This window comes from Streptomyces sp. NPDC055025, assembly GCF_053608565.1.
This window is the reverse complement of record NZ_JBSGVS010000087.1, coordinates 18,859-30,329: the sequence shown is the minus strand read 5'-3', so window position 1 is coordinate 30,329 and position 11,471 is coordinate 18,859. Positions and strand designations below refer to the sequence as shown.

The following is an 11,471-nucleotide window of genomic DNA, read 5'->3' as shown; positions in this document are numbered from 1 at the left end:
GCCCGTACCGAAGCGTCTTCGGTACGGGCCGTCCACCTTCCGCGTGGGGCCGTGGGGCCGTGGGCGGGGGCCGTGTCGTCTACGGCCGCCTGTCGTCCTGCCGGGGTCCGTCGGCCTCGGCCGGGGCCGTCCGGACGGGCCCGGGGGCGTCGTCGTTCCGCAGCGCACTCCGTACCCGCCGCAGGACCGACCGTTCCCGGCGCGGGCTGCGGCCCCGTACCCGCACGTCGTCCATCACGTCGTACCGCTTCACATACGCGCCGAGGAACGCCTGCAACGTGGCGACCGCCGGAATCGCGATCAGCGCGCCGACCGCGCCCAGCAGCGCCGTACCCGCGACGACCGAGCCGAAGGCCACCGCGGGGTGGATGTCGACGGTCCTGGCCGTGAGCTTCGGCTGGAGCATGTAGTTCTCGAACTGCTGGTAGATCACCACGAATCCGAGCACCCAGAGCGCGTACCACGGGTCGAGGGTGAAGGCGATCAGCATCGGCAGCGCGCCCGCCAGATACGTACCGATGGTCGGGATGAACTGGGAGACCAGCCCCACCCAGATGGCGAGCGCCGGCGCGTACGGCACGCCCAGGATCTCCAGCAGGACGTAGTGCGCGACTCCGGAGATCAGCGCCATCAGTCCGCGCGAGTAGAGATAGCCGCCGGTCTTGTCGACCGCGATCTCCCAGGCGCGCAGCACCTCCGCCTGCTTGGCGGGCGGGAGTACGGAGCAGAGCGCGCGCCGCAGCCGGGGCCCGTCGGCCGCGAAGTAGAACGAGAACAGGAAGATCGTGAGCAGCCGGAACAGCCCGCCGAGCACGGTGGTCGAGATGTCGAGGACACCGGTCGCGCTGTTCTCCACATACCTCTGGAGCCAGTCGGAGTGCAGCAGGCTGTCCTGGACCGCGACCCGGGACAGCTCCGTGCGGAAGGTGTCGTTGAGCCAGTTGATCACCGAGTCGAGGTACTGGGGGAAGGATTCGACCATGTCGATGATCTGGCTCGCCAGGATCGAGCCGAGCATCACCACAAAGCCGACGCACGCGGCCAGTACCCCGAAGAAGACCAGAAACGTGGCGAGTCCACGCCGCATACCGCGCGCCGCCATCCGGCTCACCGCCGGCTCGACCGCCAGCGCCAGGAAGAAGGCGATCAGCACATTGATCAGCAGTCCGATGAGCTGATGGAACGCCCAGCTTCCGAGCTGGAAGCAGGCGACGAGCGCCAGCGCGAGGATCATGGCGCGTGGCAGCCAGCGCGGCATGGGGACCTGACCGCCGGTCCTGGCACCCGCCCCGGCCCTGCTCCCCCCGCTTCCCGACCCTCCCGACCCGGCTCCGGCAGCGGTGCCTGCGCCGGTCTCGGAGGCAGGGGCGGGTCGCGCGTCCACCGGAATCTCCGCGGGCGCGTCCGTCAGCACGTCCGTCGTCATGTCCCCGGGCGCGAGGGCGGGGGCCGGCGCGGGGGCGGGGGCGTCCACGGGAGCGCTCGGTGAGGGAATCGGCGGAGCGTCGGGCGGTCGCACATCCGCCGCGTCCGGTGCGGTGTCGTCGGTCTCGTCAGTCGGTGCCACTGGGCCAGTGTGGCCCACCGCCGAGGGGTCCTGCCCCCGGTCAGGGCCCTCTCCGGCCACCGGCGCGCCCGTCACCGCTTCTCCGGCGGAACGCCCACGGCGGCGCAGACCGCCCGCCAGACATCCTTCGCCTCCCAGCCCGCGTCGAGCGCCTCAACCACCGTACGGCCGCCCAGTTCGGCCATCACATGGTCCCGGGCGAAGGAGTCGGCGTAGACCGCGCCGAAGTGGTCCGCCATCCGCTCCCAGAAAATCGTCAACCGCATGGGACCAGTATCGCGCCCCTGGGAGTGCGGCCGAGCTGGTCTCCCTGCCCTCGGGCACCTTCCGCCCTACGACCGGAGCATGGCCGACACGACCGGAGCATGGCCGGCACACGGCAACGACCGCGCCCCTCCATACGGCGCACGCGCCGCGCGGACCGGCCACCGGCCACCGGTCCCTGGCCGTCAGCCGCCCATCGCCCGTACCCCCGCCGTGACGGCCACCGCCGCCGCGATGACCACCAGGAACGGGGCGCGCAGGACCAGTGCGAGCGCTGCCGCCGCGAGCCCCGCGCCCCGGGCGTCCAGGACGAGCGCGCTGTTCGCGCTGAAGGTCTGCTGCGCGGTGAGCGCGGCGAGCAGACCGACGGGCAGCAGCGCCGCCAGCCGCTGGACGAGGGGACGTTCCAGCAGGCCGACGGGGACCAGCAACCCGAGCAGCTTGACGAGATAGCAGCCGAGGGCGGTCACACCGATCGCGATCCAGACGTTCAACGGTCCGCTCCCTTCCGGCGGGGCTCACCGGTAGGACCCGCCGGTCCGGTCCGACGGGTCCTACCGGTCCGGCGGGCGGCGAGCCGTCGTCCTTCGAGCCAGAGGACGGCGGGTGCGGCCAGGGCCGCGACGAGCACCGGGACCCCCGCGGGCAGCACCGGCAGGAAGCCCAGCGCCAGGACGACGGCGAGGCCCGCGACCATCCGCTCGGTGGTGGTACGGAGCATGGGCGCGAGCAGCGCGAGAAAGACGGCGGGGCCCGCCGCGTCCAGTCCCCACGCGGCGGTGTCGCCCAGGGCTTCCGCGCCCAGGGCCCCGGCCAGGGTGGTGAGATTCCACAGCAGATAGAGCGACAGCCCTGTCACCGTGAAGCCGATCCTCGCGCCACGCCGTGTCGGCTGGGCGAGGGCGACAGCCGTGGTCTCGTCGATCACCCATTGGGCGGCCAGCGGCCGTACGGGCCCCGGCAGCCGCAGCAACTGCGAGAGCCGGAGCCCGTAGAAGGCGTTGCGCACCCCCAGAAAGAACGCGCCCGCCGCCGCGGTGAGCGGATTGCCACCCGCCGCGAGAGCCCCGACCAGGGCGAACTGCGAGGCGCCAGTGAAGACCAGCAGACTCAGCGCGCAGGTCTGGAGGACGGAGAGCCCCGCGCCCGCCGAGGTGACGCCGAAGGCGAAGCCGGAGAGTCCCACGGCGACACCCACGCCGAGGGCATCGCGTACGACGGCCGAGTCGGCCTTGGGTTCGGGCCCGGGTTCGAGCCCGGGAGCGGGCACGGGAGCGGGTGCCGGAACGGGGGTCTGCCGCGCGGTGGTCGCCGCCGCGCTGTCTGCCAAGCCGTCCGCCGGTATGCCGGCCGGTATGTCCGCGGAGGCGGACGCTGTCTGTTCTGCCACGCCGAGGACGCTACGGCGCCCGGTCCTGCTCGGTCTTGTACGTTCTTGCGCCCCCGGCCGCCTTGATCGTGGTCTCCCCGGACCTCCTGGCCGCCCTGGCCCCGGCCGGCAGCCAGCCCTCCTTACGGGCCAGACGGCGGGCCGTACGGACGAGAGCGGCCGCCGTCGGCGGCGCGTCACGCGCCCAGGCCACCTGGAGATCGATGGTCGGCAGTTCGTCCAGCAGGGTCACGCCGACCATGGTCGCGGGGAGGTGCGGGCGCAGCGAGGCGGGAAGGATCATGAAGTCCCCTCCGCTCAGGGCCGATCCGAGGGTGCGCAGTCCGGGCAGCCGGTTCTCCCACACCTCGAAGGACTCGCCCGAGACACCCAGCGCGGCGAGCACCCCGTCGTGATAGCGCGGTGCGACGGCCCTCGGGAAGAACCGCAGGATGTGGCCGCGCAGCTCCCGCAGGGCCAGCGTGTCCCGCCCCGCCAGCGAAGGACGTCACGGACAGCGCACCGCACCACGCCGGCGATCGCCCGCCCACCACGGACCTTCCGCCGCCCACCCGGCGTACGGTCGTCTCGGCGGGAGCCGCCAGCGCGGCGGCGTTCCTGTCCCCAGGCGTGCTGTCCGGACCCGCCGCGGCCTCCAGCGCTCCCGCGGATCTGATCCTCAAGACCGTTCCCGGCACCGGAGAGCGGCTCCCCGCCATCGGTCTCGGCTCCTTCATGACCTTCGACGCGCCGACGGGACGCCCCTCCCGCGCGGTCCTGGACGTGGTCCGCGAGCACTGGTCGGGCGGCGGCCGCGTGTTCGACTGCTCACCGCTGTACGGATCGGCCGAGGCCGTACTGGGCGCCGCCACCGCGTCGCTCGGCATCAGCGACCGGATCTTCGTCACCGACAAGGTGTGGTCGACCGGTGGGCATCTCTGGGACACCTCGCACGCGGCGGCCGGTCTGCGGCGCTCCCTGAAGCGGCTGCGGCGGAGGCGGCCGATCGATGTGGTGCAGATCCACAGTCTGGTCAATGTCGATGTGATGGTGCCTCTGCTGCACGCGCTGAAGAAAGAGGGACAGATACGGCAGCTCGGTGTCTCGCACCACGACCCGGCGTACTTCCCTGTGGTGGCCGGCTGGGTGGAGCGGGGCGACCTGGACTTCGTACAGGTCCACTACTCGATCCACACACGGGCGGCGGAGGACAGTGTGCTGAGGGCGGCCGCGGACCGGGGCGTCGCCGTTCTGGTGAACATGCCCCTGGAGAAGGCCCGGCTGCACCAGGCGGTGGAGGGGCGGCGCCTGCCGCGGTTCGCCGCCGAGTTCGGCATCGAGACCTGGTCGGCGTTCTTTCTGAAGTGGGTCATCTCGCACCCCGCCGTGACCGTGGCACTGCCCGCCACCTCGCGGCCCGAGCATGTGGCGGAGAACGTCGCGGCCATGCGCGGTCCGCTGCCCGACCCCGACACGCGGGAGCGGATGGTGCGCCATATGGAGACGATCCCCGCGTTCCACCGGATCGGCTCGATGCCGTGGTATCCCGGCAAGAGCTATCCGGGACTGGTCTCCTCGGCGCAGGAGTCACTGCGGGCGCGCAGCCCCTGGTGGGCCTAGGGCCTCTCGTTTGGGGCCCCGCGGTCCACGCCACCCCCGCGTTCCCGGCTCCCGCGTTCCCCGCCCCCGCGTTCACGTTCCCCGCCCCCGCGTTCTCTGCGGTACGCACCGGGCGGCACGCCCACGATCCGGGTGAAGTGCCGGTGGAGATGCGACTGGTCGGTGAAGCCGACAGCCACGGCCGCCTCCGCCGGTGCCGTACCGGCGTCCAGCATCCGGCGGGCACGCCGTACCCGCGCGTCCGTGAGCCAGGTGTGCGGGGGCAGGCCGAAGGTGTCCTTGAAGGCCCGCAGCAGTGCGAAGGGGCTGGTGCCGAGATCGGCCGCGAGCCGCTCCAGGGACGGCGGGTCGGCCATCCGTTCCTCCAGTACGGCACGCGCGCGTGCCGCGATTTTCGCCCCGGCCCCGCGTATCGCGCGCTGCGGGAGGACACCGCCGTTCAGCCGGAGCAGTCTGGTCACCGCGACCCTCAGCAGGGTGTCGGCGGCCAGCGCGTTCCCCTCGTCGGCCGCGCGCAGCACCTGGTGGACGAGGCGCGCGGCGTACGGGTCGTCCACCACGGGGGCCGTGAAGCCGGGGGTGCCCCGGATCTCGGTGGTCTCCGCGGCGATCGAGGCGACGACGTCGGCTGCCGGATAGACGGCTCCGTACCGCCAGCCCTCCGGGCCCTGGGCATGACCGGTGTGCGGGGCCTCCGGGTTGATCAGCGCCAGCGCGCCGGGACCCGCGTACCGATCGGCACCGCCGTGGTGGAAGACCTCGACACCTTCCGCGATCGCGGCGATGACGAACGTCTCATGGGTGTGCCGCACGAAGGTCTTGTCGACGTAGCTCGCACGCAGGAGATCGACACCGGGCAGATCGGGGTAGTGCCAGTGCCGTGCCTGCTCCCGTGTCGCCATCCTCCCATTCTGCGGGGCTCACCCGGGGTCCCGCACCGCCCGGCCGCGAGTCCCCGCTTCGACGCCCACAGCGACACGCCGCCCACGGCGCCCGCATCTCCGCCCACGGTGCCCCGACCTCCGCACCTGGTCCGTTTCCCCAGGTCGGGGCGATTGTCAGTGGGTGGGTGCACGATGGGGGACATGGCAAGCCCCGCGCTCGACTCCTTCTCCCCCGCGACCCGCGGCTGGTTCACGGGGGCCTTCTCCGCGTCCACCGCGGCTCAGGAGGGGGCCTGGCGTGCCATCGAGCAGGGTTCGGACGTGCTGGTCGTGGCCCCGACCGGCTCCGGCAAGACGCTCGCCGCCTTCCTCGCCGCGCTGGACCGGCTGGCCTCCGTCCCTCCACCCGCCGAGGCCCGGAAGCGCTGCCGGGTGCTGTACGTGTCACCGCTGAAGGCGCTCGCCGTCGATGTGGAGCGCAATCTGCGCAGCCCGCTCACGGGGATCCGGCAGGAGTCCGTACGGCGCGGGCTGCCGGAGCCGGAGGTGCGGGTCGGTATCCGTTCGGGTGACACCCCGGCCGCGGAGCGCCGCGCGATGGCCACGAAGCCGCCGGACATCCTGATCACCACGCCCGAGTCGCTGTTCCTGATGCTCACGTCCTCGGCGCGGGACGCCCTCGCCGGGATCGAGACGGTGATCGTGGACGAGGTGCATGCCGTCGCCGGGACGAAGCGGGGCGCCCATCTCGCCCTGTCCCTGGAGCGGCTCGACGAGCTGCTGCCCCGTCCGGCGCGCAGGATCGGGCTGTCGGCGACGGTGCGTCCGGTGGAGGAGGTCGCCCGCTATCTGTCGCCGCAGCGGCGGGTGGAGATCGTCCAGCCGCCCTCCGGCAAGGAGTTCGACCTCTCCGTCGTCGTCCCGGTCGAGGATCTGGGCGAGCTGGGCGGCTCCCCCGCGTCGGAGACGGACGGCGCGGAGAGACCGTCGATCTGGCCGCATGTGGAGGAGCGGATCGCCGATCTCATCCAGGCCCACCGCTCCACGATCGTCTTCGCCAACTCCCGTCGGCTGGCCGAGCGTCTGTGCAACCGGCTCAACGAGATCGCGTACGAACGGGCCACGGGGACGGTGCTCGACGGTGACGGCGACGGCCCCGGCGCGCCGCTGCCGGAGGCGCACTCCCCGGCCCAGGTCATGGCCCAGTCGGGCGCGGCCAGGGGCGCGCCCGCCCTGCTCGCCCGCGCCCACCACGGCTCGGTCTCCAAGGAGCAGCGCGCCCAGGTCGAGGAGGACCTCAAGGCGGGCCGGCTGCCCGCCGTGGTCGCCACGTCCAGTCTGGAGCTGGGCATCGACATGGGCGCGGTGGATCTGGTCGTCCAGGTCGAGTCGCCGCCCTCGGTCGCCTCCGGGCTCCAGCGGGTCGGCCGCGCGGGCCATCAGGTGGGCGCGGTCTCCACAGGTGTCGTCTTCCCCAAGTACCGCGGCGATCTGGTGCAGGCGGCCGTGGTCACGGAGCGGATGCGCGGCGGGGCCATCGAGGCGTTGCGCGTCCCGGCCAATCCACTGGATGTGCTGGCCCAGCAGCTGGTCGCCATGGTCGCCCTGGACACCAGACAGGCCGACGACCTGCTGGCCCTCGCCCGCCGCGCCGCGCCGTTCGCCTCCCTGCCCGAGTCGGCGTTCACGGCCGTCCTCGACATGCTCGCCGGGCGCTATCCCTCGGACGCCTTCGCGGAGCTGCGTCCGCGTGTGGTGTGGGACCGCGTCGCCGGTACGGTCACGGGCCGCCCGGGTGCCCAGCGTCTCGCCGTCACCTCGGGGGGCACCATCCCGGACCGCGGGCTGTTCGGTGTGTTCCTCGCCGGGGCCGACCCCAAGAAGGGCGGCGGTCGGGTCGGTGAGCTGGACGAGGAGATGGTGTACGAGTCCCGGGTGGGCGATGTCTTCACCCTCGGCACGACCTCGTGGCGGATCGAGGACATCACCCGTGACCGGGTCCTGGTCACCCCCGCCCCCGGCACCCCGGGCCGGCTGCCCTTCTGGAAGGGCGACCAGCTCGGGCGACCGCTGGAGCTGGGCCGCGCGGTCGGCGCGTTCCTGCGCGAGGTCGGCTCCCTCTCCGAGGAGGACGCGAGGCTTCGGCTGCTGACGGCGGGGCTGGACGCCTGGGCGGCCGGCAATGTGCTGTCGTATCTGGACGAGCAGCGCCGGGCCTGCGGTCATGTCCCCGACGACCGGACGATCCTGGTCGAGCGGTTCCGTGACGAGCTGGGTGACTGGCGCGTGGTGATCCACTCGCCGTTCGGAGCCCAGGTGCACGCTCCATGGGCACTGGCGCTGGGTGCCAGGCTCTCCGAGCGGTACGGAATGGACGCGCAGGTCATGCACGCCGACGACGGGATCGTGCTGCGCCTCCCCGACGCCGATCTGCTGGGCATGGATCTGCTGGACGGCGGGCCGGACCAGCTCGGCACGGCCTTCGACGGCGCGCAGGCGCCGGTCGGAGCCTCGGACGTCACCTTCGACGCGGGCGAGATCCGGGGGATCGTCACCGACCAGGTGGGCGGCTCCGCGCTCTTCGCCTCCCGGTTCCGGGAGTGCGCGGCACGGGCACTGCTGCTTCCGCGCCGCAGCCCCGGCAAGCGCACCCCTCTCTGGCAGCAGCGCCAGCGCGCGGCGCAACTCCTCCAGGTGGCGAGCGAGTTCGGCTCGTTCCCGATCGTGCTGGAGGCGGTGCGGGAGTGCCTCCAGGATGTCTTCGACGTCCCCGGTCTGACGGAGCTGATGGGCGACATCGAGTCCCGCCGGATCCGGCTGATCGAGGTCACCACCCCCGAGCCCTCCCCCTTCGCCCGTTCCCTGCTCTTCGGCTATGTCGCCCAGTTCCTCTACGAAGGGGACTCGCCGCTCGCGGAGCGGCGGGCCGCCGCGCTGTCCCTGGACTCCCGGCTGCTCGCCGAACTGCTGGGCCAGGCCGAGCTGCGCGAGCTGCTCGACCCGGATGTGCTCACGGAGCTGGAGCGCGAGCTCCAGTGGCTCACGGAGGACCGGCGGATCAAGGACATCGAGGGTGTCGCCGACGCGCTGCGGGTCCTCGGACCGCTCACCGACGCGGAGTTGGCCGCGCGCGGGGCGGAGCCCGCGTGGCCGGGGGAACTGGCCGGGACCCGCCGCGCCATCAAGGTCAGGATCGGCGGAGCCGACCACTGGGCGGCCGTCGAGGACGCGGGACGGCTGCGGGACGCCCTGGGCACGGCCCTGCCGGTCGGTGTCCCCGAGGCGTTCACCGAGCCGGTCAAGGACCCGCTGGGTGATCTCCTCTCCCGCTATGCCCGTACGCACGGCCCGTTCACCTCGAACATGGCCGCAGAGCGCTTCGGCCTCGGCACGGCGGTCACGGACGGCGCGCTCCAGCGTCTGGCCGCGAATTCCCGGGTCGTCCAGGGCGAGTTCCATCCCTCCGGCATCGGTCAGGAGTGGTGCGACGCCACGGTGCTGCGCCGGCTGCGCCGCCGCTCCCTGGCCGCGCTGCGCCAGGAGCTGGAGCCGGTGGCGCCCGCCGCGCTCGCCACATTCCTGCCGCAGTGGCAGCATCTGCACGCCAGCAGTCTGCGCGGCATCGACGGACTCGCCCGCGCCGTCGAGCAGTTGCAGGGAGCGTCCGTCCCGGCGTCGGCACTGGAGAAGCTCGTCCTGCCCTCCAGGATCTCCGGCTACACCCCGGGGCTGCTGGACGAACTGACCACCACCGGCGAGGTTCTGTGGGCCGGGGCGGGCGCTCTCCCCGGCAAGGACGGGTGGGTCTCGCTCTATCTCGCCGACGCCGCGCCGCTGCTGCTGCCTCCCCCGCATCCGCTGGAGCTGACCGCCCTCCATGAATCGGTCCTGACCACGCTGTCGGGCGGATACGGCCTGTTCTTCCGGCAGATCGCCGACCAGATCCGTGCGACCACCCACCCGGACACGACCGATCCCCAACTCGCGGACGCCCTCTGGGATCTGGCCTGGTCGGGGCGGCTCACCAATGACACCCTGGCCCCGCTGCGCTCCCTGCTCGGCTCGGGACGGACCGCGGGCTCCACGGCCCACCGCGCGCGGCGCCCGGTGCCACGCGGCCGGTACGGCACGCTCACGGCCGCGGCCAGACCCGCGTCCCGTACGGGCCCGCCGACGGTGAGCGGACGCTGGTCACTGCTCCCCGCCCAGGAACCGGACCCCACACATCGCGCCCATGCCCTGGCCCGTACGCTGCTCGACCGCCATGGCGTGGTGACCAGGGGCGCCGTGGCGGCCGAGGGGGTGGAAGGCGGCTTCTCCGCCGTCTATCGCGTGCTGTCCGCCTTCGAGGACAGCGGACAGGCCCGTCGCGGCTATGTCGTCGAGGGCCTGGGAGCGGCCCAGTTCGCGATGGACGGCGCGGTCGACCGGCTGCGCGCGGCGGCGACGGCCCGTGACCGCGCCGAGGCACATCCCTCGCCCCGCGCCGTGGTCCTGGCCGCCTCCGACCCCGCCAATGCCTACGGCGCCGCGCTCCCCTGGCCCGAGCCACCGGACGGCGCCGGTCACAAACCGGGCCGGAAGGCCGGCTCCCTGGTCGTCCTCGTCGACGGCGAGCTGACGCTGTACATGGAGCGCGGCGGCAAGACACTGCTGGCCTGGCCCGTGGATCCCGACGACCCCGCTCTCCGGGCCGCCGCCGAAGCGCTGGCGGGCGCGGCACGGGCGGGCACCCTCGGTACGGTCACGGTGGAGCGGACCAATGGCGCCCCCGCGCTGACCTCACCCTTGGGCCGCGCCCTGGAAGCGACGGGTTTCCACGCCACCCCCAGGGGCCTGCGTCTGCGCGCCTGAGACACTCCCGCCCGGTCCGGCCAGAGCCTCCGGCCCACCGCGGTGACACACCCCGCCATCACCCGGCCCCATCCGTACCGCGCGCCATACCGCGCGCCCGTACCACGCCGATGGCTCCCCGCCCCGTCGCGTCGCGCATCATGGAAGACATGCCCGAAGGAGACACCGTCTGGCAGACCGCCCGACGTCTGCACATCGCGCTCGCCGGCCGGCCACTCGTCCGGTCCGATCTCCGGGTGCCCAGATTCGCGACCGCGGATCTCACCGGGCGGACCGTCCTGGACGTCACCCCACGGGGAAAGCATCTCCTCACCCGTATCGAGGGCGGGCTCACCCTCCACTCCCATCTGGGCATGGAGGGCGCCTGGAAGGTGTACGGCCCCGGCGAACGCTGGCGCGGCGGCCCCGCACACCAGATCCGGGCGATCCTCGGCGCCACGGAACGGACCGCGGTCGGCTACCGGCTCCCGGTCCTGGAGCTCCTGCGTACCCGCGAGGAGGAGAGGGCGGTCGGCCATCTCGGCCCCGATCTGCTCGGACCCGACTGGGATCCCGCCACCGCGCTGCGCAATCTCCTCGCCGACCCCGCCCGTCCGGTCGGCGAGGCGCTGCTCGACCAGCGCAATCTCGCCGGGGTCGGCAACATCTTCAAGTCCGAGACCTGTTTCCTGGTCCGCGCGACCCCCTGGCTCCCCGTCGGGCAAGTCCCGTCCCCCGAGCGTCTGGTGACAGCGGCGAAGAGGCTGCTCGAAGCCAACCGGAACCGTCCGGGCGGCAGTCGACGGCTCTCGGTGTACGGCCGCGCGGGCCGGCCCTGTCCCCGCTGCGGCGCTCTCATCCGTACGGCCGACCAGGACGACCGCCCCGCCTACTGGTGCCCTGTGTGTCAGTCGGGACCGACGAGTTGACGATG

At 73.0% G+C, this 11,471-nt stretch carries 9 protein-coding genes; 3 read left to right on the top strand and 6 right to left on the bottom strand.

The window, feature by feature from the left end:
* Positions 1-79: 79 nt before the first annotated feature.
* The 5 genes from ACWGDX_RS35700 to ACWGDX_RS35680 all read right to left on the bottom strand — a co-directional run bounded on the left by ACWGDX_RS35700 (position 80) and on the right by ACWGDX_RS35680 (position 3,606).
* Positions 80-1,258 (bottom strand): AI-2E family transporter, encoded by a 1,179-nt coding sequence (locus ACWGDX_RS35700; RefSeq protein WP_453632457.1) that lies wholly within the window; start codon positions 1,256-1,258, stop codon positions 80-82.
* A gap of 380 nt (positions 1,259-1,638) precedes the next feature.
* Complete coding sequence (locus tag ACWGDX_RS35695) at positions 1,639-1,833, bottom strand: DUF3046 domain-containing protein (RefSeq protein ID WP_453632453.1); 195 nt, start codon at positions 1,831-1,833, stop codon at positions 1,639-1,641.
* A 183-nt stretch (positions 1,834-2,016) separates the two neighbouring features.
* Positions 2,017-2,325, bottom strand: coding sequence for an AzlD domain-containing protein (locus tag ACWGDX_RS35690; protein ID WP_453632451.1), 309 nt, complete (start codon positions 2,323-2,325; stop codon positions 2,017-2,019).
* Positions 2,322-3,101: an AzlC family ABC transporter permease gene (locus ACWGDX_RS35685; RefSeq protein ID WP_453632455.1), complete on the bottom strand. Its 780-nt coding sequence runs from the start codon at positions 3,099-3,101 to the stop codon at positions 2,322-2,324. Before ACWGDX_RS35685 ends, ACWGDX_RS35690 begins: the two co-directional genes overlap by 4 nt.
* A 130-nt stretch (positions 3,102-3,231) precedes the next feature.
* Entirely contained in the window at positions 3,232-3,606 is a 375-nt protein-coding gene (locus tag ACWGDX_RS35680) for a hypothetical protein (protein WP_453632449.1), read from the bottom strand.
* Between the two features lie 224 nt (positions 3,607-3,830).
* On the opposite strand from ACWGDX_RS35680, the gene ACWGDX_RS35675 reads away from it, so the two are divergent.
* On the top strand, positions 3,831-4,820 hold the full coding sequence (locus ACWGDX_RS35675) for an aldo/keto reductase (RefSeq protein ID WP_453632447.1): 990 nt from the start codon (positions 3,831-3,833) through the stop codon (positions 4,818-4,820).
* Here ACWGDX_RS35675 and ACWGDX_RS35670 read toward each other — a convergent pair.
* A complete protein-coding gene (locus ACWGDX_RS35670; RefSeq protein ID WP_453632445.1) occupies positions 4,817-5,722 on the bottom strand; it encodes an AraC family transcriptional regulator in 906 nt (301 codons plus the stop codon). The genes ACWGDX_RS35675 and ACWGDX_RS35670 overlap by 4 nt on opposite strands.
* Before the next feature lie 183 nt (positions 5,723-5,905).
* Here ACWGDX_RS35670 and ACWGDX_RS35665 point away from each other — a divergent pair, with 183 nt between their 5' ends.
* Both ACWGDX_RS35665 and ACWGDX_RS35660 read left to right on the top strand, forming a co-directional pair.
* On the top strand, positions 5,906-10,558 hold the full coding sequence (locus tag ACWGDX_RS35665) for an ATP-dependent helicase (RefSeq protein WP_453632444.1): 4,653 nt from the start codon (positions 5,906-5,908) through the stop codon (positions 10,556-10,558).
* A gap of 149 nt (positions 10,559-10,707) precedes the next feature.
* Positions 10,708-11,466 (top strand): Fpg/Nei family DNA glycosylase, encoded by a 759-nt coding sequence (locus tag ACWGDX_RS35660; protein ID WP_453632442.1) that lies wholly within the window; start codon positions 10,708-10,710, stop codon positions 11,464-11,466.
* The last annotated feature ends 5 nt before the right edge of the window (positions 11,467-11,471 follow it).

What these genes read in the sequence shown, in the direction of transcription:
- ACWGDX_RS35700 (WP_453632457.1), bottom strand. Translation starts at nt 1,258, where the DNA reads ATGCCGCGCTGGCTGCCACGCGCCATGATCCTCGCGCTGGCGCTCGTC.
- ACWGDX_RS35695 (WP_453632453.1), bottom strand. Translation starts at nt 1,833, where the DNA reads ATGCGGTTGACGATTTTCTGGGAGCGGATGGCGGACCACTTCGGCGCG.
- ACWGDX_RS35670 (WP_453632445.1), bottom strand. Translation starts at nt 5,722, where the DNA reads ATGGCGACACGGGAGCAGGCACGGCACTGGCACTACCCCGATCTGCCC.
- ACWGDX_RS35665 (WP_453632444.1), top strand. Translation starts at nt 5,906, where the DNA reads ATGGCAAGCCCCGCGCTCGACTCCTTCTCCCCCGCGACCCGCGGCTGG.
- ACWGDX_RS35660 (WP_453632442.1), top strand. Translation starts at nt 10,708, where the DNA reads ATGCCCGAAGGAGACACCGTCTGGCAGACCGCCCGACGTCTGCACATC.